Origin of the sequence: Streptomyces inusitatus, from assembly GCF_014651115.1 — a bacterium.
Taxonomy (GTDB): domain Bacteria; phylum Actinomycetota; class Actinomycetes; order Streptomycetales; family Streptomycetaceae; genus Streptomyces; species Streptomyces amakusaensis.
This window is the reverse complement of sequence record NZ_BMWG01000017.1, coordinates 67,305-91,339: the sequence shown is the minus strand read 5'-3', so window position 1 is coordinate 91,339 and position 24,035 is coordinate 67,305. Positions and strand designations below refer to the sequence as shown.

Genomic DNA, 24,035 nt, shown 5'->3' with positions numbered 1-24,035 from the left:
TTTCCACTCCTTGGCGTACGAGGTGCACCGGGGTGTGCCGGGCGTACGGGGTGCACGGGGCACGGGGCACGGGTGTCAGGACGGCGTGTGGTTCCTCCGCCGTCCCGCGACGAGCTGTCCGAGGACCACTGTCAGCACGGCGAGGACGAACATGGCCGTGCCGATGACATTGATCTGTACGGGGGTTCCGCGCTGGGCCGAGCCCCAGACGAACATGGGGAAGGTGACGGCGGTTCCCGAGGTGAAATTGGTGATGATGAAATCGTCGAAGGAGAGCGAGAAGGCGAGCAGCGCGCCCGCCGCGATTCCGGGTGCGGCGATCGGCAGGGTGACCCGTAGAAAGGTCTGTACGGGACCGGCGTAGAGATCCCGGGCGGCCTCCTCAAGACGGGGGTCCATCGACAGCACCCGGGCTTTGACCGCCACCACCACGAAGCTGAGGCAGAACATGGTGTGGGCGATGAGGACGGTGGGGAATCCCAGTTCCGCGCCGAGGTTGAGGAAGAGGGTGAGCAGTGACGCGGCCATCACGACCTCGGGCATCGCCATCGGCAGGAAGATGAGCGAGTTGACCGCGCCGCGCCCTCGGAAGCGGTATCTGACCAGCGCGAAGGCGATCATCACCCCGAGCACGGTGGCCCCGGCCGTCGCCCAGAAGGCGATCTGGAGGGAGAGCGCGAGCGAGCCGCAGAGGTCGGGAACTCCGCAGGGGTCCCGCCAGGCTGCGGTGGAGAACTCGCGCCAGGAGTAGTTGAATTTTCCGGCCGGCGCGTTGAAGGAGAACACCAGCACGACGAGGTTGGGCAGCAGCAGATAGGCGAGCGTCAGCAGCCCGGCGACGACCACCGTATGGCGGCGCAGCCACGCGATCGGAGCCATCAGAGAAGGTCCTCCGTTCCGGCCCGCCGAATGTAGACGGTGACCATGATGAGCACGATCGCCATGAGAAGGAATGACAGCGCGGCGGCGGTCGGATAATCAAGCACCCGCAGGAATTGCGACTGAATGACATTGCCGACCATTTTGGTGTCGGTGGAGCCGAGGAGTTCGGCGTTGACGTAGTCGCCGCTGGCCGGGATGAAGGTCAGCAGGGTGCCGGAGACGACCCCGGGCATGGAGAGCGGGAGGGTCACCTGGCGGAAGGCGGTGAACGGCCTGGCGTAGAGGTCCCCCGCCGCCTCGTGGAGCCGGGGGTCGATGCGCTCCAGCGAGGTGTAGAGCGGCAGGATCATGAAGGGAAGGAAGTTGTACGTCAGTCCCGTGACCACCGCCAGCGGAGTGGCGAGCACCCGGTCGCCCTCGGTCATGCCGAGCAGGGCGGTGACCTCCAGGAGTCCGACCGTCCGGAGGATCTCCACCAGCGGGCCGCCGTCCGCGAGGATCGTCTTCCAGGCGAGGGTGCGGATCAGAAAGCTGGTGAAGAACGGGGCGATCACCAGGACCAGCAGCAGTGCGCGCCAGCGGCCGGCCCGGAAGGCGATCAGATACGCGAGCGGATAGCCCAGCAGCAGACAGAGCGCGGTCGCGGTGCCCGCGTAGAGCACCGAGCGGACGAAGTGCGGCCAGTACTCGGCGAGGGCGTCCCCGTAGACGGCGAAGTGCCAGGTGACCGTGTAGCCCTCTTCCAGCGATCCGGTCTGCACCGAGGTCGAGGCCTGGTAGACCATCGGCAGCGCGAAGAAGACCAGCAGCCAGAGCACACCGGGCAGCAGCAGCCAGTACGGCGTGAGCCTGCGGCGGGCGGGCGCGGTGCGGACCGGGGGGACGGCCGGGGCGGAGGGGACGGGCGGCGGAGCGTCGGCGGGCGGGGCCTTCGCGGCGGTCATGAGGGGTCTCCCGCCGTCTCCACCCCGGAGTTGATGTCCTGGGCCGCGTCGAGCCCGAAGCTGTGCTCCGGATTCCAGTGGACGACGACCTCCGCGCCGGGCGTCAGCCGGGGGTCGCGCTCGATGTTCTGGACGTACACCTCCACCCCGGGGCCGAGGGGGCTGTCGATGAGGTACTGGGTGGAGACGCCGATGAACCCGGCGGCGGCGATCGTCCCGGTGAAACGATTCCGCCCGGCCGGGACGGAGTCCGCCTCGTCCCGGTGGACCAGCGACATCTTCTCCGGCCGTATCCCCACCAGCAGTCTTCCGTCGGCCCCCGGTGCGGTGGCGCACCGCCCGGCGGGCAGTCGCAGCCGGACTCCGGACGCCGTCACGACGACCTCGCCGCCGCCCGCGGACACCACATCGGCCCCGATGAGGTTGGAGGTGCCGAGGAAGTTGGCGACGAACGTCGTCCGGGGGTTCTCGTACAGCTCGGCGGGCGCGCCGAGCTGCTCCACCCGTCCGCCGTTCATCACCGCGACGGTGTCGGCCAGGGACATGGCCTCCTCCTGGTCGTGGGTGACATGGACGAAGGTGATGCCGACCTCGGTCTGGATGCGTTTGAGCTCCAGCTGCATCTGACGGCGGAGTTTCAGATCGAGCGCGCCGAGCGGTTCGTCGAGCAGCAGCACCCGCGGGTGGTTGATGAGCGCGCGGGCGACGGCCACGCGCTGTTGCTGGCCGCCGGAGAGCTGGTGCGGTCTGCGGGCCGCGAGGTCGCCGAGCTGGACGAGGTCGAGCATGTCGCCGACCCGCTCGCGCACCCGGGCGGCCCCGCGCCGGCGCAGGCCGAAGGCGACGTTCTCGTACACGCTGAGATGGGGGAAGAGCGCGTAGCTCTGGAAGACCGTGTTGACGGGACGCTTGTACGGCGGCAGCCGGGTGACGTCGCGGTCGCCGAGGAGGACGGAGCCGGTGGTGGGGTCCTCCAGGCCGGCGATCATCCGCAGGGTGGTGGTCTTGCCGCAGCCCGACGCGCCGAGCAGGGCGAAGAACGCGCCGTGCGGCACGGTCAGATCCAGGGGATGGACGGCGGTGAAGGAGCCGCCGTAGGTCTTGCTGATCCCGGTGAGGCGGAGATCGCCGCTCTCGGTGCTGTCGGTCATGGGTCGCGGTCCCGGTGGTAGCGGTGGTGAACGGGGAAGGGCCGGGCGGGGGGGCGGGTTCAGGCGCCGATGAGTTTGGCGAACTTCTCTTCGTACGCCTTCTCCTCCTCGCCGCTCAGCGAGCGGAAGGCATGGGACTTGGCGGCCGTCGCGCGGTCCGGAATGATCAAAGTGTTGGCGGCCAGGGCCGGATCGATCTTCGCGAGTTCCGCGCCGACTCCGCCGACCGGGCAGACGTAGTTGATGTACGCGGCGAGCCGGGCGGCGACGGGCGGCTCGTAGTAGTGGTCGATGAGCCGGGTGGCGTTCCGCTGTCGCCGGGCCCCGGCCGGGATCAGCAGATTGTCGCTGGAGGTGATGTATCCGGCGGCCGGGATCGTGAAGCGGACGTCCGGGTTGTCGGACTGGAGCTGGACGACGTCACCGGCCCAGGCGATACAGGCCGCCAGATCCCCCTTGTCGAGGTCCGCGGTGTAGTCGTTGCCGGTGAAGCGCCGGATCTGCTTCTTGTCGACGCCCCCCTGGAGCCGGGCGAGCGCCTCGTCGTAGTCGGCGTCGGTGAAGTCCGCGGGGTTCTTGCCCAGGTCGAGCAGGGCCATTCCGACGGTGTCGCGCATCTCGGTGAGAAAGCCGACGCGGCCCTTGAGCGCCGGATCGTCGAGCAGTTGGGAGACGGAGTCGACCTTTCTGCCGCCGGTCGCCCTGATGTTGTAGGCGATGACGGCGGGTATCCCGGTCCAGGGGTAGGAGTGGGCGCGGCCCGGGTCCCAGTCGGGGTCGCGGAACTGCTCGGTGAGATTGGTGTACGCGTGGGGCAGCAGCGAGGCGTCGAGTTTCTGGGCCCAGCCGAGGCGGATCATCCGGGCGGCGAGCCAGTCGGTGACGCAGATCAGATCGCGGCCGGTCTCCTGCCCTGCCGCGAGCTGCGGCTTGATCTTGCCGAAGAACTCGACGTTGTCGTTGATGTCCTCGGTGTACTTGACCCGGATACCGGTGCGGCGGGTGAACGCGGTCAGGGTGGGGCGGCTCTTCTTGTCCTCTCCGACGTCCATGTACTCGGTCCAGTTGGAGAAGTTGACCGTCTTCTCCCGGTCCGAGTGGTCGTCGAAGGCCGCGGCCCCGCTCTCGCGCCGTGCGGGCGGGATGCCGCAGGCGCTCAGGGCGGCCGTGCCGGCCAGCGCGAGCGCGCCACCGCCCCCGGCGCGCAGCAGCGAGCGGCGGGTGAGCGCGCCCCGGCCGCCGGTCAGGCTGCGCCGTGCCGCCGCGAGAAGAGCGGCGCCGGGGCCGTCGGGCTCGTACGGATCCATGAGCTGTGCCCTTTCGGGGAAGCGCCCTCGCGGGACGGGCCGGGACGCAACCGCCGGGGATGCGACCGTCTGGTGGTACGGGTGGGGCCGGGCGGGCTGGAGGGCCGGGCGGGCCGGTCTGTGGCACCTGTCCGAATTGAGTGCCGATCCTGGCAGAGCGTCTCTTCGTCAACAAGGGATCCCGCCATTGCCTTTTGGTCTCGCGGCGGAATGGCCCGGCCGGGTGCCGGGACGGGCCGGGTGTCAGTGGCGGGTGCGAGACTTCAGGACATGGCGAACCACAGGGTGAACAGCGCCGGGACGACGCGGACGGACGAGCTGATCCGCCGGGCGGGCGCGGGTGAGCGGATCGAGTATCTGCGTTTCTGGGGGCACAGACCCAGGAGGGACGGGCGGATCGGCACCGGCTGTCTGAGCCAGTGGTGGCCGTCGCCCTTCACGGTGGACGGCGTTCGGTACGCCACGGCCGAGCACTGGATGATGGCGGCCAAGGCGCGGCTGTTCGGCGACCTCGACGCGGAGCGGCTGGCGCTCGATGCCCGCACCCCCGCCGAGGCGAAGAAGGCCGGGCGGCTGGTGCGCGATTTCGACGAGGCGGTCTGGGCCCGCGAGCGGTTCGCCGTCGTGCGCTGGGGCTCCGTCCATAAATTCTCGGCCCGCCCGGAGCTGGCGCACTTCCTGCTCGCCACCGGTGACCGGGTGCTCGTCGAGGCCAGCCCGATGGACCGGGTGTGGGGCATCGGGCTGGCCGCGGACGACGAGCGGGCGCTGGACCCCGCGCGCTGGCGCGGGCTGAATCTGCTCGGCTTCGCGCTGATGGAGGCCAGGGAGGAGCTGAAGACACTCCCTGGGAGCTAGGGAGCTAGGGGGCCGGGGGACCAGGGGTGCTAGCGGAGTCCGGGGAGTGCCGGGGCGGTGGCCCGCTCGACTTCGAGCACCGTCGCGTTGGAGTAGTCGTACTCGTTGACCTGGTCGGTCTCGTCCCACTCCGAGGCCACGGCCCAGACCATCAGCGCGACGACCACGGCGCCGAGGACGATGCCGATCGTGCCGAGGATGACGCCGGTGAGCGCCATGCCGTCGTTGTTGGCCTCACCCCGGCGGGCGCGCTTCCGGCCGAGGACGCCGAAGACCACGGCGGGGATGCCGAGGACGATCCCGGGGATCCCCCAGACACAGAGCAGACAAATGGCGAGGATGCCGAGCACCATCGCCGCGATGCCCATGCCGTTCGACGGGGCGGCGGGCGGCTGCCAGCCGGTGGGCGGGTAGCCCTGGTAGCCGGGGTACGGGGGATGTCCGCCGCCGTATGGGTCGGGGCCCCCGGGGTAGGGGGCCACGGAGTGGCCGAAGGGCTGCGCGGCGGCCGGGTGGGGGCCGCCGGGAGCGGGCGGCGGGGGCGGTACCGCGCCCGTGCCGGCCGCCGGGAAGGAGGTGACGGTGGGCTGGTCGTGCACCTGCGGGGAGGCGTCGGGGGCGGCCGGGGCGCTGTCGGGCGCTGCCGGGGGCGTCCCCGGCTTGCCCATGTCGACCGGGCCCGGTCCGGTCTCGCTCTGCCGCGGCGGGGCCCAGGGGTCCTGGTCCTGCGGCTCGGGGGCGCCTGGGGTCTTGGGTGGGTGCTCTGACATGGTTCTCCCCCGTATTTCGTGGTCCAGCCATGCTAAAGCCTGTGGTTCCCCGGAAACCGTCGGCCTACGATGTCCCCGACTCGATCGACCGATCCGATCCGCACCCGGAGGACCCGAGATGACCGACCTGCACCCCTTCATCGCGGGCCTGCCCAAGGCCGAGCTGCATGTGCACCACGTCGGGTCCGCCTCCCCCCGCATCGTCGCCGAGCTGGCCGCCAACCACCCCGACTCCAAGGTGCCCACCGACCCCGAGGCCCTCGCGGACTACTTCAGCTTCACCGACTTCGCCCACTTCATCGAGGTCTATCTCTCGGTGGTGGATCTGATCCGCACCCCGGAGGACGTCCGGCTGCTCACCTTCGAGGTGGCGCGGGACATGGCCCGGCAGAACGTCCGCTACGCCGAGCTGACGATCACCCCCTTCAGCTCGACCCGCCGGGGCATCGACGAGAAGGCCTTCATGGCGGCGATCGAGGACGCCCGCAAGGCGGCCGAGGCGGAGTTCGGGACCGTGCTGCGCTGGTGCTTCGACATCCCCGGCGAGGCCGGGCTCGAAGCCGCCGAGGAGACCACCCGGCTCGCGCTGGACCTGCGCCCCGAGGGGCTGGTCTCCTTCGGTCTGGGCGGCCCGGAGATCGGGGTGCCCCGGCCGCAGTTCAAGCCGTACTTCGACCGGGCGATCGCGGCCGGGCTGCGCTCCGTGCCGCACGCCGGCGAGACCACCGGGCCGCAGACCGTCTGGGACGCGCTGAACGAGCTGGGGGCCGAGCGCATCGGCCACGGCACCAGCGCCGTACAGGACCCCGCGCTGCTGGCCCATCTCGCCGAGCGGCGCATCCCGCTGGAGGTCTGCCCCACCTCCAATCTGGCCACCCGCGCCGTCGCCGACATCGAGCAGCACCCGGTCCGGGAGATGGTGGCCGCCGGTGTGCTGGTGACCATCAACAGCGACGACCCGCCCATGTTCGGCACCGACCTCAACAACGAGTACGGGGTCGCGGCCCGGCTGCTCGGCCTCGACGAGCGCGGAGTGGCGGACCTCGCCAAGAACGCGGTGGAGGCGTCCTTCCTGGACCCGGCGGGCAAGGCGAGGATCGCCGGGGAGATCGACGCGTACACCGACGCCTGGGTGGCGAGCCACTGACCGGCCGCCGCCCCCGTCTCCCCCGGCCCCTCCCGGCCGCCCCCGCCGCCCCCGCCGCCCCCGGCCTCACGGTGAACAATGGGCCCATGCGTACCGTCACCGCCGTAGGCCACCGAGGCGATCCGTACCTCGTCCGTGAGAACACCCTCCCCTCGCTGCGCTCCGCCGTCGCGAGCGGCGCGGACGCGGTGGAGATCGACGTACGGATCACCAAGGACGAAGTGCCCGTCCTGCTGCACGACTCCACGCTGAAGCGGCTCTGGGGGCAGGACCGCCCGCTGGCGGAGCTGACCCGGGCCGAGACGGCGGAGCTGACCCGGGGCGGGGTGCCGACCCTGGGCGAGGCGCTGGAGACGCTGAAGGCGCTCGGCGAGCACCGGGTGATGATCGATCTGCCCGGTGCGAGCCCCGCGACCGTGCGGGCCGTGGTCGGCGCGGTGCGTGAGCACGGCGCGGACGAGCGGGTGTACTACTGCGCGGGCCCGTCCACCATGCTCGCGGTGCGCGCCGCCGACCCCGCCGCGGAGACCGCCCTGACCTGGACCTCGCTCGCCCCGCCCCGCCCGGTGCTGCTGGAGGCGCTCCGGCCGCGTACCCTCAACTACCGCTTCGGCCTGGTCAGCAGGCCCCTCGCGGACCGGATCCACCGGGACGGCATGCTGGTCTCCGCGTGGACCGCCGACACCCGGCGCACCATGCGCGCACTGATCGGGGCGGGCGTCGACTCGATCACCACCAACCGCGTCGGCACGCTGCGCACCGTGCTCGGCGCCCCGCCCCAGGAGCAGCGATGACCGACAGAATCCGTACCGATGTGGCCCACAACGCGCGGGTCTGGAACCACTGGCTGCACGGCAAGGACAACTATCCGGTCGACCGCACGGTCGGCGACCACATCACCGGTCTGTACCCGAGCATCGGCGAGGTCGCCCGCGCCGACCGGGCCTTTCTGGGCCGGGCGGTGACCCATCTGACCGCCGGTCTCGGGATGCGGCAGTTCCTGGACATCGGCACCGGGCTGCCGACCGCCGAGAACACCCACGAGGTCGCGCAGCGGATCGCGCCCGACTCGCGGATCGTCTACGTCGACAACGACCCGATCGTGCTGGCGCACGCGCGCGCCCTGCTCACCAGCGCCCCCGAGGGGCTGACTGAGTATCTGGACGCGAACGCCCACGACCCGGAGGGGATTCTGCGGGCCGTCGCCCCGACGCTCGACACGGACCGGCCGGTGGCCGTCATCATGCTCGGCATCCTCAACTTCATCATGGACACCGACGAGGCCCGCTCGATCGTGCGCACCCTGATGGACGCGGTCCCCTCCGGCAGCGCTCTTGTGCTGACCCACCCCACGCTGGAGCTGGGCGGCGAGGGCAACAAGCGGGCGATGGAGTTCTGGAACGAGAACGCGACCCCGCCGATCACCGCCCGTACCGGCGCGGAGATCACCTCGTTCCTGGACGGTCTGGAGATCCTCTCCCCCGGTGTCGTCTCCTGCTCCCAGTGGCGTCCCGACCCCTCGGACGGCGAGCCCCCCGGGGGGCGCCGGACCGGCGGGGGGGGCCAAAGGCCCGGGGGCCGCAACCCTGAGCCCCCGCGGCCCCCGACCGGGCCGGTCGGGCCCCGCGGCGCTTCAAGCTTCAAGCTTCGCGCTTCGTGCCTCGTGCTCCGGATCAGCCTTCGAGCGAGGTCATCACGTGCTTGATGCGCGTGTAGTCGTCGAAGCCGTAGGCCGACAGGTCCTTGCCGTAGCCGGACTTCTTGAAGCCGCCGTGGGGCATCTCGGCCACCAGCGGGATGTGGGTGTTGATCCAGACACAGCCGAAGTCCAGCGCCTTCGACATCCGCATGGCCCGGGCGTGGTCCTTCGTCCACACCGAGGAGGCGAGGGCGAACTCCACGCCGTTCGCCCACTTCAGCGCCTGCGCCTCGTCGGCGAAGGACTGGACGGTGATGACAGGGCCGAAGACCTCGTTCTGGATGATCTCGTCGTCCTGCTGGAGGCCGGAGACCACGGTCGGGGCGTAGAAGTACCCCTTGTCGCCGACCCGGTGGCCGCCCGCCTCCACCTTGGCGTGGGCCGGGAGCCGGTCGACGAAGCCGGCGACCTGGGCGAGCTGGTTCGCGTTGTTGAGCGGGCCGTAGAGGACGTCCTCGTCGTCGGGGGCGCCGGTGCGGGTCTCGGCGGCGGCCTTGGCCAGCGCCTCGACGAAGGCGTCGTGGATCGACTCGTGGACCAGCACCCGGGTCGCGGCCGTACAGTCCTGGCCCGCGTTGAAGTACCCGGCGACGGCGATCTCCGCGGCGGACTTCTCGATGTCGGCGTCCTCGAAGACGACGACCGGGGCCTTGCCGCCCAGCTCCAGATGGACGCGCTTGACGTCCTTGGCGGCGGAGGCGGCGACCTGCATGCCGGCGCGTACGGAACCGGTGATGGAGGCCATCGCCGGGGTCGGGTGCTCGACCATCGCGCGGCCCGTCTCACGGTCGCCGCAGACGACGTTGAAGACGCCCTTGGGGACGATCGAGCCGATGATCTCGGCGATCAGCACGGTGGACGCCGGGGTGGTGTCGGACGGCTTCAGCACCACGGTGTTGCCCGCGGCGAGCGCCGGGGCGAACTTCCACACGGCCATCATCATCGGGTAGTTCCACGGCGCGACCTGGGCGCAGACGCCGACCGGCTCCCGGCGGATCATGGAGGTGAAGCCCTCCATGTACTCACCGGCGGAGCGGCCCTCCAGCATCCGGGCGGCGCCCGCGAAGAAGCGGATCTGGTCCACCATCGGCGGAACCTCTTCGGTGCGGACCAGCTCCAGCGGCTTGCCGGTGTTCTCCGACTCGGTGGCGACCAGGTCCTCGGCGCGCTCCTCGAAGGCGTCCGCGATCTTCAGCAGCACCCGCTGGCGCTCGGCCGGGGTGGTGTCCCGCCAGGCGGGGAAGGCGGCCTCGGCGGCGTCCATGGCCGCGTCCACATCGGCCTGGCCGGAGAGCGGGGAAGCCGCGTACGCCTCGCCGGTGGCCGGGTTGACGATGTCGATCGTCCGCCCGTCGGCGGAGTCCCGGAACTCCCCGTTGATGTAGTTGCGCAGACGACGCAGCTCGGTGGTCACTGTGGCCACCCTCCTGTTCTGTTTCTCCGACGGTCGGCGGTCGGCGGTCGGTCCAATGGGTGAGACAACCCGCCCCGAAAAGCCCACCCTAGCCGCAGAAGCGACGCTTTCGACAGGCCCGCCCCATGCCATCTGCGGATTCAGCAGTCTCAGCACCCTCAGACAACGAATTTCATCACTCTGGGCTTGCGAGACAGACGAGTCCCGGTGCATGGTGGATCCGTGGCCAGTCGAAGCGCAGACACCAGGAGCGGAAGCGGATCGTCCCCGACGATCGACGCCGTCTCCCTCGCGATCATCGAGCAGCTCCAGGAGGACGGTCGCCGTCCCTACGCGGCGATCGGCAAGGCCGTGGGCCTGTCCGAGGCCGCCGTACGGCAGCGCGTCCAGAAACTGCTCGACCAGGGCGTGATGCAGATCGTCGCCGTCACGGACCCGCTCACCGTGGGCTTCCGGCGGCAGGCGATGGTCGGCGTCCGGGTCGAGGGCGACCTCGACCCGGTGGCGGACGCGCTGACGGCCATGGCCGAATGCGAGTACGTGGTGATGACCGCGGGCTCCTTCGACCTGATGGTGGAGGTCGTCTGCGAGGACGACGACCACCTGCTCGAAGTGATCAACAAACGGATTCGCGCGCTCCCCGGTGTGCGGTCCACCGAGAGCTTCGTCTACCTCAAGCTCAAGAAGCAGACCTACATGTGGGGAACCCGATAGCCGTGAGCAAGGACCTCTCCAAGACCGCCTACGACCACCTGTGGATGCACTTCACCCGCATGTCGTCGTACGAGAACTCGCCGGTGCCGACCATCGTCCGCGGCGAGGGCACCTACATCTTCGACGACAAGGGCAAGCGCTACATCGACGGCCTGGCCGGGCTCTTCGTGGTCAACGCGGGCCACGGCCGCACCGAGCTGGCCGAGACCGCCTTCAAGCAGGCCCAGGAGCTGGCCTTCTTCCCGGTGTGGTCCTACGCCCACCCCAAGGCCGTCGAGCTGGCCGAACGGCTGGCCCACGAGGCCCCCGGCGACCTCAACAAGGTCTTCTTCACCACCGGCGGCGGCGAGGCGGTGGAGACCGCCTGGAAGCTCGCCAAGCAGTACTGGAAGCTGAAGGGCCACCACACCAAGTACAAGGTCATCTCGCGCGCGGTCGCCTACCACGGCACCCCGCAGGGCGCCCTGTCCATCACCGGCCTGCCCGCCCTCAAGGCCCCCTTCGAGCCGCTGGTCCCCGGCGCGCACAAGGTGCCCAACACCAACATCTACCGCGCCCCGATCCACGGCGACGACCCCGAGGCCTTCGGCCGCTGGGCCGCCGACCAGATCGAGCAGGAGATCCTCTTCGAGGGCGCGGACACCGTCGCGGCCGTCTTCCTGGAGCCCGTGCAGAACGCCGGCGGCTGCTTCCCGCCGCCGCCCGGCTACTTCCAGCGCGTCCGCGAGATCTGCGACCAGTACGACGTGCTGCTCGTCTCCGACGAGGTCATCTGCGCCTTCGGCCGGCTGGGCACCACCTTCGCCTGCGACAAGTTCGGCTACATACCGGACATGATCACCTGCGCCAAGGGCATGACCTCGGGCTACTCCCCCATCGGCGCGTGCATCATCTCCGACAAGCTCGCCGAGCCGTTCTACCAGGGCGACAACACCTTCCTGCACGGCTACACCTTCGGCGGCCACCCGGTCTCCGCCGCCGTGGGCCTCGCCAACCTCGACATCTTCGACCGCGAGGGCCTCAACCAGCACGTCCTGGACAACGAGGGCGCGTTCAAGGCCACCCTGGAGAAGCTCCACGACCTGCCGATCGTCGGCGACGTCCGGGGCAACGGCTTCTTCTACGGCATCGAGCTGGTGAAGGACAAGACCACCAAGGAGAGCTTCACCGACGAGGAGACGGAGCGCGTGCTCTACGGCTTCCTCTCCAAGGCGCTCTACGACAACGGCCTGTACTGCCGGGCCGACGACCGCGGCGACCCGGTCATCCAGCTCGCGCCGCCGCTGATCGCCGACCAGACCACCTTCGACGAGATCGAGCAGGTGCTGCGGACCGTCCTCACGGAGGCCTGGACCAAGCTCTGACCCCGGCCCCGATCCGTGGCACACACGGCCCGGGTACGCCCATCCGAGTGGATGGCGCGTACCCGGGCCGTGTGTATGCCCGGAGCGGGCCTCCGAGGAGCCTTACGGTTCCTCGGACAGGCCCCAGCGTGCGAGTGACCGATCGGCCCTGACGTCGTTCCCCCGTACGGGGAAGCCGAAATCCGATCAGAACCGAGGTGTACGCCATGGTGGCCCCGCCGGACGACGACGCGCTCCGGGCGCTCTCGCTCCATCACTCCCACACCGGCTCACCCGCGCTCGCGGGCGTCTCGCTCGGGGTCGGGGAGGGCGAGATCCTCGCCGTGTGCGGACCGCGCGGCAGCGGGAAGACCACCCTGCTGCGGTGCCTCTCCGGCCAGACCGTCCCGGACGAGGGCGAGGTCTGGTTCAACGGCTCCCCCGTGCACACCCTCACCGCGCTCCGGCGCGAGCGGCTGCGCCGGGAGCGCTTCGGCTGGATCGGCCCCGAACCCTCGCTCGTGCCGGAGCTGACCGTGTGGGAGAACGCCGCCCTGCCGCTGCTGCTGCGCGGCACCCCGCACCGGCAGGCCAGAGCCGCCGCGCTGGAGTGGCTGGAGCATCTGGACATCAGCGCGCACGCCAACCGCCGGCCGCACGCCCTCACCCAGCCGCAGCGCCAGCGGACCGCCACCGCGCGGGCCCTGATCGCGGTGCCCTCGGTGGTCTTCGCCGACGAGCCGACGGCGACGCTGCACCGCGCCGACCGGGCCCTGGTGCTGCGCACCCTGCTCGCCGCCGCCCGCTCGCACCGGATCACCGTCGTACTCGCCAGCCACGACCCGGAGGTCACCGCGCTCGCCGACCGCACCGTCACACTCCTCGACGGCAGACGCACCGACACGCCGGAAGCCGCCGACGCGGAAGGCCAGGCCGAGTGCTCGCTCTCCGTCTGACCCGAGGCTCCCACCCCCTGGTGCTGCTGCGCAGGCTGCTGGTCGCGGCGGCATCGGCCGGGGTCGGTTTTCTGCTGCTCAGCTCGCTGACCCACGCGCTCGCCCACCCCGGCGACTCCGCCGCTTCCCTGCAACGGCTGCTCTGGTGCGCGCTGCCGCTGGCCGCCACGGTGCATCTGGCGGTGGTGGTGGCGCGTACGGATCCGGCCACCCGCCCCCGTACCGGGCTCTCCGCGGTCGGGCTCGGGCCCGGTCGGCTGGCCGTGCTCGCCGCGGTCTCCACCGCGGTGGCCGGCACTCTCGGCAGCGCCCTCGCCCTGCTGTTCTTCCTCCATCTGCGCGGCGATCTGACCGGGCTGCCGTTCGACGGCGCGGCGGCGGAGCCGCTCGCCTCGGGGCGTCCGCTGCCCACCGGCGCGGCCCTCATCCTGCTGGCGCTGGTGCCGTTCAGCACCACCCTCGCGGCGGCGCTGGCACTGCGCCCGCGCGGCGCCCCGGCACCGGCCGAAGCCGAAGCACCGGAGGCAACCGCTCCGCCGCGGCCGCCGGGCGGGCTGCCCTGGGGCTGCGCGCTGACCACGGCGGGCCTGGCGGTCGGCACCTACGCGGCCCACGCCGACCGGGGCGTCTCCCTGCCGCTGCCCGGCCAGTTCGACGGGCATCCGGCCGGCTCGCTGCTCGGCTGGGCGCTCACCGCCGTCGGGCTCGCGCTCGCGGGGCCCGCCCTCACCCACTTCTGCGGCCGTCTCCTCCAGGCGCGCCGCCCGGGCGCGGCCCGGCTGCTGGCCGGCCGGATCCTGATGGAGGAGTCACGCAGGATCGGCCGCCCGCTGGGGGTGGTGTGCGCGGTCGCGTCGGCGGTGATCACGGTCTGGACGCTGCACGACACCGGCCCGCACCCCTTCGGTCCGCTGACCGGTCTGGGCGCGACCCTCGTGATCGCCTGCACGGCGGCCACCCTGATCACCTCGGCGGTCGAGGCCCGTCAGTCCCGCTCGGCCGCCACGGAGAATCTGCGCCGGCTGGGAGCCTCGGCGGGCGCCCTGCGGCTGGCCGCGCTGCTGCGAGTGCTGGCACTGCTGCTCGTCCTCACCCCCGTGACCTGGGCGGTGGCGACGCTGGCGGCGGTGCCGCTGGCCCGCTGAGCGCCCTCCCTTACCTCCGGGGTCATCGACCCCTCCGGCGGGGCGCGGCAGGATCGGTACCCAGCCGGGCGGCGGAGCCCCGGCGGCCGACGGCCCGAGGGAGACAGCGCGCATGAGCACAGCCGTACGACGCACCACGACCGGCGACACGAACCGGGTGAGCGACGCCGGAGAGCCGACGAGGACGACCGTGCTGGCGTTTCTGGCCCGGGTCCAGGAGGGCGATCCCGGCAGGATCGCGGAGCTGTTCGCGGAGCGGGTCGACTGGGTGATCGCCGAGAATCCGGCGGTCCCCTGGATCAAGCCGCGCCGCACCAGGGCCGATGTCGCCGACCACTTCCGTGAGCTGGCCGCCGGGCAGCGGGCCGACCCGGCCGGCACCTCCGTCGACGCGATCTCCGTGGACGGCGATCAGGCCCTGCTCGGCGGACGGCTCGCGGGGACGGTCCGGGCCACGGGCAAATCGTTCAGCTCGCCGTTCACCATGCGGCTGACGGTCCGGGACGGCCTGATCGTCCGCTACCGGGTGGTCGAGGACGCCGCGGCGATCGCGGCGGCGTGCACCCCGGGCTGAGCCGGTCGACCGGCCCGGCGGCCGGGCTCAGCCGAGCACGACCACCTCGTCGGCGGCGAAGGCCACCGTGACCTCGGCGCCCGCCTCGGGCGCGTCCCGCAGCGGAACCTCCGCCTCCAGGAGTGGTCCGCCGGGCGGCCTCAGCCGTACCGCCACATGGTTGCCCCGGAACGTACAGGACTCCACGGCATACACCGGCCCGTCGCCCCCGGCGGCCGTGATCCGTACGCCCGCCGGGCGCACCAGGAGGTCGCGCGCGCCCTCGGGGGAGCCCGCGGGCACCGGGATCCGCCCCCACACGGTGTCGGCGACGCCGTCGGCGATCCTCGCGGCGACCACATTGTCGAAGCCGAGGAAGCGGGCCACGAACTCGTCGGCAGGCCGCCGCCACACCTCCAGCGGGGTGCCCGCCTGGGCGATACGGCCGTCGCGCATGACCACCACCCGGTCGGCGAGCGCGAAGGCCTCGCCCTGGTCGTGGGTGACGGCGAGGACGGTGGTGCCGAGCCTGCCGAAGAGTTCGCGCAGCTCGATCACGAGCCGCTCGCGCAGCCCCCGGTCGAGCTGGCCGAGCGGCTCGTCCAGCATCAGCAGCCGGGGTTCGGGGGCCAGCGCGCGGGCCAGCGCGACCCGCTGCTGCTCGCCGCCGGAGAGGGAGGCGATGGCGCGGCCCTGCGCGCCGGGGAGGCCGACGAGTTCCAGCAGCTCGGCGACCCTGCGGCGCTGTTCGGCGCGGTCCGCGCCGCGCATCCGCGGCCCGAAGGAGACATTGCCGCCGACATCGCGCTGGGGGAAGAGCTGATGGTCCTGGAACATCAGCCCGACGCCGCGCCGGTGCACCGGCGTCCCCGACAGGTCCGTGCCCGCGAGCAGCACCCGGCCGGTGTCGGCGGGCTGGAGTCCGGCGACCACTCTCAGCAGGGTGGACTTGCCGCTGCCGCTCGGGCCGAGTACGCAGACGATCTCGTGCTCGGCGACCGCCAGGTCCACCGAGTCGAGGGCCGCCCGGGCCCCGAACCGTACGGTCACACCGTCGAGCTTGAGCAGTGCCATCAGAACTCTCCAGCGGAGGAACCGCGGACCCGGGTCCGCTCCAGCAACAGCAGCGCCGCCGCGCAGACGGCCATCAGGATCGTGCTCAGGGCCATCGCCTGTCCGTAGTTGAGTTCGCCGGGGCGGCCGAGGAGGCGGGCCACCGCCACCGGAAGGGTCGGGTGGTCGGGTCTGGCGATGAAGACGGTGGCCCCGAATTCGCCGAGGGAGACGGCGAAGGCGAATCCGGCGGCGATCAGCAGCGCCCTGCGGACCATCGGGAAGTCAACCTCCCGCCAGACCCGCGCGGGGGAGGCTCCGAGTACCGCCGCCGCCTCGCGCAGCCGTCCGTCCACCGCGCGCAGCACGGGCAGCATGGTCCGTACGACGAAGGGGACGCCGACCAGGGCCTGTGCGAGCGGCACCAGGATCCAGGAGGCCCGCAGGTCCAGCGGCGGCTTGTCCAGGGTGATCAGGAAGCCGAAGCCGACGGTGACGGCGGAGACGCCGAGCGGCAGCATCAGCAGCGCGTCGAAGCCGCGCACCAGCCGGCCGGCCCGCCGGGTGAGCGCGGCCGCGGCGAGCCCGCCGACGGTGACCGCGATCAGGGTGGCGGCCAGCGCGTACCGCAGGGAGTTCCAGACCGCTTCGATCGGCGGTACGAGGAAGGCCGCGCCGCGTTCGTCGAGGGTGCCGAGGGCCCGGTAGTAGTCGAGGCCGTAGCCGCCGGGGGTGTCGAAGGACCGCTCGACCAGTACGGCGAGCGGGGTCAGCAGGAGCAGCGCGATGGTGGCGATCACCGCGCCGAGCAGGGCGCGCTGGCCGAGGCCGCGCGGGGGCCGGGAGGTCTGCGCGGGGGAGACCAGTCTCAGCGCGGTCTCCCGGCGGCGTACGGCCTTGGCGTGGACGGCGAGCACGGCCCCGACCGCCGCGAACTGGACCAGGGTGAGCACGGCGGCGGTGCGCAGATCCAGCAGTTGGGCGGTCTGCCGGTAGATCTCCACCTCCAGGGTGGCGAAGGTCGGTCCGCCGAGGATCTGGACGACGCCGAAGGAGGTGAAGGTGAAGAGGAAGACCATGAGGGCGGCGGCGGCCACGGCGGGGGTGAGCGCGGGGAGCGTCACCCGCCGCCAGGCCGTGAACCGTCCCGCGCCCAGGACCCGGGCGGCCTCCTCCTGGCGCGGGTCGAGCTGGGACCAGAGTCCGCCCACGGTTCTGACGACGACCGCGTAGTTGAAGAAGACATGGGCGAGGAGGATGGCCCAGACGCTGGTGTCGAGCCGGATTCCCCAGAGCTCGTCCAGGAGTCCGCCGCGGCCCAGCAGCGCCAGGAAGGCGCTGCCGACGACGACGGTCGGCAGGACGAAGGGCACGGTGACGGCGGCCCTCAGCAGCCTTTTGCCGGGGAAGTCGTAGCGGGCGAAGACATACGCGCCGGGCAGCGCGATCAGCAGGGTGAGCGCGGTGGAGGCGAGCGCCTGCCAGGTGGTGAACCAGAGCACCCGCTGGAGGTCGGCGCGGCCGAGCACCTCGCCGGCCTTGGCGAACTGCCACACTCCGCCGTCCCTGAGGCCGCGTCCGACGATGGCGGCGACGGGATGGGCGAAGAAGACGGCGAAGAACGCGACGGGCACGGCCATCAGGCCGAGCCGCGTCGCGTTTCCCCGCACCCTGGCCCTGCGGGCGGCGCGGGTTACTTCAGTACGAGCGAGGACCACGACTGAACCCACTGCTCACGGTTCTTGGCGATCTTGTCGGGGGCCACGGTGTACGGCTTGTCGATCACCACGCCGAACTCGGTGAACAGCTCGGGCAGCTTCGCCCCCTTCACGACCGGGTTGACGAACATGTTGAGCGGCATGTCCTCCTGGAAGGTCTTGGAGACCAGGAAGTCCAGCAGCGCCTTGCCGCCCGCCTCGTTCTTCGCGCCGGTCAGCAGTCCGGCGAACTCGATCTGCCGGAAGCAGGTCTCGGTGGCGACCCCGGTGGGGGCCTTCTTGGGCCGGGGCTCCGCGTAGAGGACCTCCACAGGCGGGCTGGAGGCGTAGGAGACGACCAGCGGCCGGTCGCCCTTGGCCTTCTTGCCGCCGGCCGAGCCGGAGAACTCCTCGTTGTAGGCCTGGTCCCAGCCGTCGACGACGGCGACGCCGTTGTCCTTGAGCTTCTTCCAGTAGTCCTGCCAGCCCGAGTCCCCGTAGCGGGCGACGGTGCCGAGGACGAAGCCGAGGCCGGGCGAGGAGGTGGCGGCGTTCTCCACAACCAGGAGGTTCTTGTACTCGGGCTTGATCAGGTCGTCGAAGGTGCGCGGGGGCGCCAGCTTCTTGTCGGCGAAGTACTTCTTGTCGTAGTTGACGCAGACGTCGCCGGTGTCCACGGGGGTGACCCGGTGCTTCTCGGCGTCCAGCTGGACGCCGGCCTCGACCTGGTCCAGGCCCTTGGCCTGGTACGGGGTGAAGAGTCCGTTGTCGAGGGCGCGGGAGAGCAGGGTGTTGTCGACGCCGAAGAAGACATCGCCCTGCGGGGAGCCCTTGGTGAGGATCTCCTTGTTGAGGGCGGCGCCGGCGTCGTCGCTCTTGAGCACCTTGACCTGGTAGCCGGTCTCCTTGGTGAACTGCTTGAGAACGGCCTCGGAGGCGGCGAAGGAGGAGTGGCTGACGAGGGTCACGGTCTTGGACTTGGCGCCGGTGGAGCCGGACGCGCCGCCCTCGGCGGGCTCGCCGCCGCCGCAGGCCGCGAGCGCGGTGACGCCCAGCGCCGCGGCGATCGCGGTGACGGTGATCTTCTTGGTTCTCACTGAGATTCCTCCTGGAGGGACCAGGAAGAGACGCGGCCCCGCCCGGTTCTCCGAGGAGAATCCGGGCAGGGCGCAACAGCTTGAGTAACGACCGAACTTCCTACCCAGAATGACCTGGGCGAGGTTCAGAGGGTCTGCGGTCTGTCGGGTACCGCACTCTCAGCGCTGTGGCGCTCCCCTGTCGGAAAAATATGAAGATGTCATCCATGGGGATGTTCGAGCCCAGAGTACAAGGTCAGGGGCGCGCGGCGGCAGGGCCGGGGGGCGGCCGTCGGAGCGGACCGGGTCAGCGGACCGGTCCGACGGCCTTCACACGGATACGGAGACGGAGACGGCTCAGCGCTCGGCGGCGGCGAGCTGTCCGCACGCGCCGTCGATCTCCTGGCCCCGGGTGTCGCGGACGGTCACCGGCACTCCGTGGGCGGCGATCGCCTCGACGAACGCCTTCTCGTCCTCCGGGCGGGAGGCGGTCCACTTGGAACCGGGGGTCGGGTTGAGCGGGATCAGGTTGACATGGACCCGCTTGCCCTTGAGCAGCCGGCCGAGGAGGTCGCCGCGCCAGGCCTGGTCGTTGATGTCGCGGATCAGGGCGTACTCGATGGAGACGCGGCGGCCGGACTTCTCCGCGTACTCCCAGGCGGCGTCCAGGACCTCGCGGACCTTCCAGCGGGTGTTGACCGGGACGAGGGTGTCGCGCAGCTCGTCGTCCGGGGCGTGCAGCGAGACGGCGAGACGGCATTTGAAGCCCTCGTCGGCGAAGCGCAGCATGGCGGGGACCAGGCCGACGGTGGAGACGGTGATCCCGCGCTGGGAGAGGCCGAGCCCGTCGGGCTCGGGGTCGGTGAGCCGGCGGATCGCGCCGACGACCCGCTTGTAGTTGGCCAGCGGCTCGCCCATCCCCATGAAGACGATGTTGGAGAGCCGGGCGGGTCCGCCGGGGACCTCGCCGTCGCGCAGGGCGCGCATGCCGTCGACGATCTGGTGGACGATCTCGGCGGTGGACAGATTGCGGTCGAGACCCGCCTGCCCGGTGGCGCAGAAGGGGCAGTTCATCCCGCAGCCGGCCTGCGAGGAGATGCACATCGTCACCCGGTCCGGGTAGCGCATCAGCACGGACTCCACGAGGGTCCCGTCGTGCAGCCGCCACAGTGTCTTGCGGGTGGTGTCGTCGTCGCACGAGACATGCCGCAGGACGGACATCAGATCGGGAAGCAGCTCGGAGGCGAGCTTCTCCCGCGCGGCGGCCGGGATGTCGGTCCACTGGGCCGGGTCGTGGGCGTACCGCGCGAAGTAGTGCTGCGAGAGCTGCTTGGCGCGGAACGGCTTCTCGCCGATCGCGGCGACGGCGTCCTTGCGCTCGGCGGGCGTGAGGTCGGCGAGGTGCCGCGGGGGCTTCTTGGCTCCGCGGGGCGCGACAAAGGTCAATTCTCCGGGCTTGGGCATGGTCTCTCCAGTGTCGCAGAAGTACGACTAGGGGCTCGCCACCCTGTGGATAGCGAGCCCCTTGATGCGGACACTGATGCGAACAGGCAGGTCAGCCGCCGCCTACGAAGATCACCAGCAGCAGCCAGACCACCGGGGCGGTCGGCAGCAGCGAGTCGAGGCGGTCCATGATGCCCCCGTGGCCGGGGAGCAGGGTGCCCATGTCCTTGATCCCGAGATCACGCTTGATCATGGATTCGCCGAGATCGCCGAGGGTGGCGCTGACCGCGACCGCGAGGCCCAGCAGCAGCCCCTGCCACCAGGTACCGCCGTCGACCAGGAACTCCATGCAGAGCACCCCGGCCGCCATCGCGAAGGCCACCGCCCCGAACAGGCCCTCGCGGGTCTTGCCGGGGCTGATGCGCGGGGCCAGCCTGTGCTTGCCGAAGCGCCAGCCCACCGCGTACGCGCCGGTGTCGCTGACCACGGTGAGCAGCAGGAAGGTGAGCACCCGTTCCGCGCCGTCGTCCGCCGCCAGCATCAGCGCCACGAACGTGGCCAGGAACGGCACGTAGAACGCGGCGAAGACACCGGCGGTGACATCCCTGAGGTATCCCTCGGGGGGCTCGGTCATCCGCCAGACGAGCACCGCGAGAGCGGTGAGCGCCATGACGATCCAGGCGCCCTCCGCGCCCCGCAGATATCCGGCGACGACCATCGCCGCGCCGCCGAGCGCCAGCGGCACCAGGGGCGCCTTGATCTGCTTGCGCTCCTGAAGGCGGGAGGTCAGCTCCCACAGTCCGACGACGACGGCGACCACGATCACGCCGACGAACACCGCTCTGACGACGAAGAGCGAGGCCACGATCACCGCGCCGAGCCCGACGCCGACCCCTATGGCGGCCTTCAGATCACGCCCGGCGCGCTTCTTCTCGCGCCCGGCGCTCGCCGGACCGTCGGACTTGGCGGATCCGCCCGGCTGTCCTCTGCCCCGCCTGCGGTTCGGCGGACCGGACGCCGGCGGGGGCGGCTCGTCCATGGGCTCCTGCGGGGACGGGGACTGGTCGTGGAACGGGGGGCCGCCGCGCGGAGCAGCCCCCCGGTCGCGACGGCCGTGGCCGTGGCCGTGGTGGTCGTCGCTGTCTTCGGCGCCTCTACCTGCGTCGGGAAAGTCCGGGACGATGGGCATGGGCCGAGTCTGCTGTGCGACATGCTCATCGTATGCGGGACCCGCCGAGACAGGACCCTGGTCGGACGGTCGCGGGCCTCCGACGAAGCCGGCCCTCGGCGGGGCCCCCCAGGAAGAGTCGTTCATCAGACTTCGAGCAGCTCGGCTTCCTTGTGCTTCAGCAGCTCGTCGACCTGCGCCACATACTTCGACGTGGTGTCGTCGAGCTCCTTCTCGGCACGGCGGCCGTCGTCCTCGCCGACCTCGCCGTCCTTGACGAGCTTGTCGATGCTCTCCTTGGCCTTGCGGCGCACGGAGCGGATCGAGATCTTCGAGTCCTCGGCCTTGGTCTTGGCGACCTTGATGTACTCGCGGCGGCGCTCTCCGGTCAGCTCCGGGAACGTCACTCGGATGATGTTGCCGTCGTTGCTCGGGTTGACGCCGAGGTCCGAGTCGCGGATCGCCTGCTCGATATTGCGCAGCGCGGTCTTGTCGAACGGGGTCACCACGGCCATCCGGGGCTCCGGCACCGAGAACGAGGCGAGCTGGTTGATCGGGGTCAGCGCGCCGTAGTAGTCGGCCACGATCTTGTTGAACATCGCCGGGTGCGCACGGCCGGTGCGGATCGCGGCGAAGTCCTCCTTGGCGACCACGACGGCCTTCTCCATCTTCTCCTCGGCCTCGAGGAGGGTCTCTTCGATCACCACTTGCTCCTGCGTGTCTTGAGTAGGCTGCCGTTCCCCCGTGCCAGTGGCCACGGGAAAAATGCCTGGGCCGGGCGGAACTCTGTCGCGTCTTCCCCTGCACGGTGTCCGACCGGCAGGAGTTTGTCTATCCCCGGACGGCCGTACCCGGCCGTCACTGGAGTACCGGAAGTCAGGTCCGGGTGCCCTGGTCGCTCACGAGCGTGCCGATCTTCTCACCCTTGACGGCCCGCGCGATATTGCCCTCGGTGAGAAGCTCGAAGACGAGGATCGGCAGGGCGTTGTCACGGCAGAGGGTGATGGCGGTGGCGTCCGCGACCCGCAGGTCCCGGGCGATCACCTCGCCGTACTCCAGCGCGTCGAACTTGACCGCGTCCGGGTTGGCCTTGGGGTCGGAGTCATAGACCCCGTCGACGCCGTTCTTGCCCATCAGCAGGGCCTCGGCGTCGATCTCCAGCGCGCGCTGGGCGGCCGTGGTGTCGGTGGAGAAGTAGGGCATGCCCATGCCGGCGCCGAAGATGACGACCCGGCCCTTCTCCAGATGGCGCACGGCGCGCAGCGGGATGTACGGCTCCGCGACCTGGCCCATGGTGATGGCGGTCTGGACCCGGGAGTCGATGCCCTCCTTCTCCAGGAAGTCCTGGAGGGCGAGGCAGTTCATCACGGTGCCGAGCATGCCCATGTAGTCGGAGCGGGCCCGGTCCATGCCCCGCACCTGAAGCTCCGCGCCCCGGAAGAAGTTGCCGCCGCCGATGACGATCGCGATCTGAGCGCCGTCGCGGACCACCGCGGCGATCTCGCGAGCGATGGCGTGCACCACATCTGGGTCTACGCCGAGTCCTCCGCCGCCGGAGAACGCCTCGCCGGAGAGCTTCAGCATGAAGCGTCCGGCGGCCGCCTTCTTCACGTCATGGTTCCCGTCGTGGTCGCTGTTGTCGCCGGCTGCCTGGTTGGCGTCCGAGCCGTTGTTCATGGGGATCTCCTCGTACACATACGAAGAAGGCCACTGCCGCCGGGGTGCTGGTGTCCCTGTCGGCAATGGCCTCCTCGTCAGAACTGCGCTCGTCCGGCATCGCGACGCCGCTCGCCCGCGGGGGACCCGCGGCCGTCGGCGGCGTGAGAAACCCTAGCGGGCTCCCGGACCGATCGCGTACTCGCCGTAATACTCGCTCAGGAGCCGACGCGGATGCGCGCGAAGCGCTTCAGCTCGACACCGGCCTCGTCAAGAATCTTCTTGACGGACTTCTTGTTGTCCTTCGCGAACGGCTGGTCGAGGAGGGTGACCTCCTTGAAGAAGCCGTTGACGCGACCCTCGACGATCTTCGGGAGGGCGGCCTCGGGCTTGCCCTCCTCACGCGAGGTGGCCTCGGCGACGCGGCGCTCGTTCTCGACGACGTCGGCGGGCACCTCGTCACGGGTGAGGTACTTCGGCGAGAACGCGGTGATGTGCTGCGCCACGTCCTTGGCGATCTCCGCGTTCTCCTTGGAGAGCTCGACCAGGACGCCGACCTGCGGCGGGAGGTCGGGCATGGTGCGGTGCAGGTAGACACCCACGTACGCACCGGAGAACTGCGCGAAGCGGTCCAGGACGATCTTCTCGCCGAGGTTGGCGTTGGCCTCGTCCACGTACGCCTGGACGGTCTTGCCGGGCTCGATCTCGGAGGCCAGCAGGGCCTCCAGGTCGGCCGGGGAGGTGGCCGCGACGTGCTGGGCGAGCGTGTTGGCGACGGCCTGGAACTTGTCGCCCTTGGCGACGAAGTCGGTCTCGCACTTCAGCTCAAGCAGAACGCCGGAGGTCTTGTCCTCGGAGATGAGGGAGACGACGGCGCCGTTCTCGGCACTGCGGCTCTCGCGCTTGGCCACGCCCTTCTGGCCCTTGACGCGGAGCACCTCAACGGCCTTGTCGACGTCGCCGTCGGCCTCGACCAGCGCCTTCTTGCAGTCCATCATGCCGGCGCCGGTCAGCTCGCGGAGCTTCTTGACGTCAGCGGCGGTGTAGTTCGCCATGTCC

General features: G+C 70.9%; 22 protein-coding genes and 1 pseudogene. 9 read left to right on the top strand and 14 right to left on the bottom strand.

From position 1 onward, the window contains the following. Nucleotides 1-75: 75 nt before the first annotated feature. The 4 genes from IE247_RS23445 to IE247_RS23430 are packed head-to-tail and all read right to left on the bottom strand — an operon-like array spanning nt 76 to nt 4,284. Nucleotides 76-879: an ABC transporter permease gene (locus tag IE247_RS23445; protein WP_190125218.1), complete on the bottom strand. Its 804-nt coding sequence runs from the start codon at nt 877-879 to the stop codon at nt 76-78. After that, nucleotides 879-1,826, bottom strand: coding sequence for an ABC transporter permease (locus tag IE247_RS23440; protein ID WP_190125217.1), 948 nt, complete (start codon nt 1,824-1,826; stop codon nt 879-881). Before IE247_RS23440 ends, IE247_RS23445 begins: the two co-directional genes overlap by 1 nt. Further along, nucleotides 1,823-2,977, bottom strand: coding sequence for an ABC transporter ATP-binding protein (locus IE247_RS23435; protein ID WP_190125216.1), 1,155 nt, complete (start codon nt 2,975-2,977; stop codon nt 1,823-1,825). The genes IE247_RS23440 and IE247_RS23435 overlap by 4 nt, the downstream gene beginning before the upstream one ends. Nucleotides 2,978-3,036: 59 nt before the next feature. Further along, nucleotides 3,037-4,284, bottom strand: a complete 1,248-nt coding sequence (locus IE247_RS23430; RefSeq protein WP_190125215.1) for a polyamine ABC transporter substrate-binding protein — start codon at nt 4,282-4,284, stop codon at nt 3,037-3,039. A gap of 270 nt (nt 4,285-4,554) precedes the next feature. Between IE247_RS23430 and ybiA the strand changes: the two genes are divergently transcribed. Continuing rightward, nucleotides 4,555-5,142: a riboflavin biosynthesis intermediates N-glycosidase gene (gene ybiA, locus IE247_RS23425; RefSeq protein ID WP_190125214.1), complete on the top strand. Its 588-nt coding sequence runs from the start codon at nt 4,555-4,557 to the stop codon at nt 5,140-5,142. A 29-nt stretch (nt 5,143-5,171) separates the two neighbouring features. On the opposite strand, the gene IE247_RS23420 is transcribed toward ybiA, so the two are convergent. After that, nucleotides 5,172-5,912, bottom strand: coding sequence for a DUF4190 domain-containing protein (locus IE247_RS23420; RefSeq protein ID WP_190125213.1), 741 nt, complete (start codon nt 5,910-5,912; stop codon nt 5,172-5,174). 118 nt (nt 5,913-6,030) lie between these two features. Between IE247_RS23420 and IE247_RS23415 the strand changes: the two genes are divergently transcribed. The 3 genes and pseudogenes from IE247_RS23415 to IE247_RS23405 form a co-directional block, all read left to right on the top strand. After that, nucleotides 6,031-7,059 carry an adenosine deaminase gene (locus IE247_RS23415; protein ID WP_190125212.1) on the top strand — a complete coding sequence of 343 codons (1,029 nt, stop codon included), beginning with the start codon at nt 6,031-6,033 and terminating at the stop codon, nt 7,057-7,059. 86 nt (nt 7,060-7,145) lie between these two features. Next, nucleotides 7,146-7,853, top strand: a complete 708-nt coding sequence (locus IE247_RS23410; RefSeq protein ID WP_190125211.1) for a glycerophosphodiester phosphodiesterase — start codon at nt 7,146-7,148, stop codon at nt 7,851-7,853. Beyond that, nucleotides 7,850-8,590 (top strand): annotated as a pseudogene (locus IE247_RS23405) (SAM-dependent methyltransferase); the annotation flags it as partial. The gene IE247_RS23410 and the pseudogene IE247_RS23405, both read left to right, overlap by 4 nt. Before the next feature lie 142 nt (nt 8,591-8,732). On the opposite strand, the gene IE247_RS23400 reads toward IE247_RS23405, so the two are convergent. Continuing rightward, nucleotides 8,733-10,172 (bottom strand): gamma-aminobutyraldehyde dehydrogenase, encoded by a 1,440-nt coding sequence (locus IE247_RS23400; protein WP_190125209.1) that lies wholly within the window; start codon nt 10,170-10,172, stop codon nt 8,733-8,735. A gap of 222 nt (nt 10,173-10,394) precedes the next feature. On the opposite strand from IE247_RS23400, the gene IE247_RS23395 reads away from it, so the two are divergent. The 5 genes from IE247_RS23395 (at nt 10,395) to IE247_RS23375 (ending at nt 14,904) form a co-directional block, all read left to right on the top strand. Further along, on the top strand, nt 10,395-10,886 hold the full coding sequence (locus IE247_RS23395; RefSeq protein WP_190125208.1) for an Lrp/AsnC family transcriptional regulator: 492 nt from the start codon (nt 10,395-10,397) through the stop codon (nt 10,884-10,886). Continuing rightward, nucleotides 10,871-12,250 (top strand): aspartate aminotransferase family protein, encoded by a 1,380-nt coding sequence (locus IE247_RS23390; RefSeq protein WP_190125207.1) that lies wholly within the window; start codon nt 10,871-10,873, stop codon nt 12,248-12,250. Before IE247_RS23395 ends, IE247_RS23390 begins: the two co-directional genes overlap by 16 nt. A 206-nt stretch (nt 12,251-12,456) precedes the next feature. Next, nucleotides 12,457-13,185 carry an ABC transporter ATP-binding protein gene (locus IE247_RS23385; RefSeq protein WP_190125206.1) on the top strand — a complete coding sequence of 243 codons (729 nt, stop codon included), beginning with the start codon at nt 12,457-12,459 and terminating at the stop codon, nt 13,183-13,185. Continuing rightward, a complete protein-coding gene (locus IE247_RS23380; protein ID WP_190125205.1) occupies nt 13,167-14,330 on the top strand; it encodes a hypothetical protein in 1,164 nt (387 codons plus the stop codon). Before IE247_RS23385 ends, IE247_RS23380 begins: the two co-directional genes overlap by 19 nt. A gap of 112 nt (nt 14,331-14,442) precedes the next feature. Beyond that, complete coding sequence (locus tag IE247_RS23375) at nt 14,443-14,904, top strand: nuclear transport factor 2 family protein (RefSeq protein ID WP_190125204.1); 462 nt, start codon at nt 14,443-14,445, stop codon at nt 14,902-14,904. 27 nt (nt 14,905-14,931) lie between these two features. Here IE247_RS23375 and IE247_RS23370 read toward each other — a convergent pair whose 3' ends face one another. From IE247_RS23370 to tsf, 8 genes are all read right to left on the bottom strand, one after another. Continuing rightward, complete coding sequence (locus IE247_RS23370) at nt 14,932-15,957, bottom strand: ABC transporter ATP-binding protein (RefSeq protein WP_190125203.1); 1,026 nt, start codon at nt 15,955-15,957, stop codon at nt 14,932-14,934. After that, nucleotides 15,957-17,654, bottom strand: coding sequence for an ABC transporter permease (locus tag IE247_RS23365; RefSeq protein WP_190125278.1), 1,698 nt, complete (start codon nt 17,652-17,654; stop codon nt 15,957-15,959). The genes IE247_RS23370 and IE247_RS23365 overlap by 1 nt, the downstream gene beginning before the upstream one ends. After that, a complete protein-coding gene (locus IE247_RS23360) occupies nt 17,630-18,730 on the bottom strand; it encodes a thiamine ABC transporter substrate-binding protein (RefSeq protein WP_190125202.1) in 1,101 nt (366 codons plus the stop codon). Before IE247_RS23360 ends, IE247_RS23365 begins: the two co-directional genes overlap by 25 nt. 336 nt (nt 18,731-19,066) lie before the next feature. Beyond that, the gene (rlmN, locus tag IE247_RS23355; protein WP_190125201.1) at nt 19,067-20,173 is read right to left on the bottom strand and encodes a dual-specificity RNA methyltransferase RlmN; all 1,107 of its coding nucleotides are present in this window, start codon (nt 20,171-20,173) and stop codon (nt 19,067-19,069) included. A 91-nt stretch (nt 20,174-20,264) separates the two neighbouring features. Continuing rightward, on the bottom strand, nt 20,265-21,467 hold the full coding sequence (locus tag IE247_RS23350; protein WP_190125200.1) for a phosphatidate cytidylyltransferase: 1,203 nt from the start codon (nt 21,465-21,467) through the stop codon (nt 20,265-20,267). Then, nucleotides 21,467-22,024 carry a ribosome recycling factor gene (frr, locus tag IE247_RS23345; RefSeq protein ID WP_190125199.1) on the bottom strand — a complete coding sequence of 186 codons (558 nt, stop codon included), beginning with the start codon at nt 22,022-22,024 and terminating at the stop codon, nt 21,467-21,469. The genes IE247_RS23350 and frr overlap by 1 nt, the downstream gene beginning before the upstream one ends. Before the next feature lie 172 nt (nt 22,025-22,196). Next, nucleotides 22,197-22,997 (bottom strand): UMP kinase, encoded by an 801-nt coding sequence (gene pyrH / locus IE247_RS23340; protein ID WP_190125198.1) that lies wholly within the window; start codon nt 22,995-22,997, stop codon nt 22,197-22,199. Between the two features lie 197 nt (nt 22,998-23,194). Continuing rightward, complete coding sequence (tsf, locus tag IE247_RS23335) at nt 23,195-24,031, bottom strand: translation elongation factor Ts (protein WP_190125197.1); 837 nt, start codon at nt 24,029-24,031, stop codon at nt 23,195-23,197. Nucleotides 24,032-24,035 lie beyond the last annotated feature (4 nt).

Coding starts and splice junctions, on each gene's coding strand:
- IE247_RS23445 (WP_190125218.1), bottom strand. CDS start 879: ATGGCTCCGATCGCGTGGCTGCGCCGCCATACGGTGGTCGTCGCCGGG.
- IE247_RS23440 (WP_190125217.1), bottom strand. CDS start 1,826: ATGACCGCCGCGAAGGCCCCGCCCGCCGACGCTCCGCCGCCCGTCCCC.
- IE247_RS23435 (WP_190125216.1), bottom strand. CDS start 2,977: ATGACCGACAGCACCGAGAGCGGCGATCTCCGCCTCACCGGGATCAGC.
- IE247_RS23430 (WP_190125215.1), bottom strand. CDS start 4,284: ATGGATCCGTACGAGCCCGACGGCCCCGGCGCCGCTCTTCTCGCGGCG.
- ybiA (WP_190125214.1), top strand. CDS start 4,555: ATGGCGAACCACAGGGTGAACAGCGCCGGGACGACGCGGACGGACGAG.
- IE247_RS23420 (WP_190125213.1), bottom strand. CDS start 5,912: ATGTCAGAGCACCCACCCAAGACCCCAGGCGCCCCCGAGCCGCAGGAC.
- IE247_RS23415 (WP_190125212.1), top strand. CDS start 6,031: ATGACCGACCTGCACCCCTTCATCGCGGGCCTGCCCAAGGCCGAGCTG.
- IE247_RS23410 (WP_190125211.1), top strand. CDS start 7,146: ATGCGTACCGTCACCGCCGTAGGCCACCGAGGCGATCCGTACCTCGTC.
- IE247_RS23385 (WP_190125206.1), top strand. CDS start 12,457: ATGGTGGCCCCGCCGGACGACGACGCGCTCCGGGCGCTCTCGCTCCAT.
- IE247_RS23375 (WP_190125204.1), top strand. CDS start 14,443: ATGAGCACAGCCGTACGACGCACCACGACCGGCGACACGAACCGGGTG.
- IE247_RS23370 (WP_190125203.1), bottom strand. CDS start 15,957: ATGGCACTGCTCAAGCTCGACGGTGTGACCGTACGGTTCGGGGCCCGG.
- rlmN (WP_190125201.1), bottom strand. CDS start 20,173: ATGCCCAAGCCCGGAGAATTGACCTTTGTCGCGCCCCGCGGAGCCAAG.
- IE247_RS23350 (WP_190125200.1), bottom strand. CDS start 21,467: ATGAACGACTCTTCCTGGGGGGCCCCGCCGAGGGCCGGCTTCGTCGGA.
- pyrH (WP_190125198.1), bottom strand. CDS start 22,997: ATGAACAACGGCTCGGACGCCAACCAGGCAGCCGGCGACAACAGCGAC.
- tsf (WP_190125197.1), bottom strand. CDS start 24,031: ATGGCGAACTACACCGCCGCTGACGTCAAGAAGCTCCGCGAGCTGACC.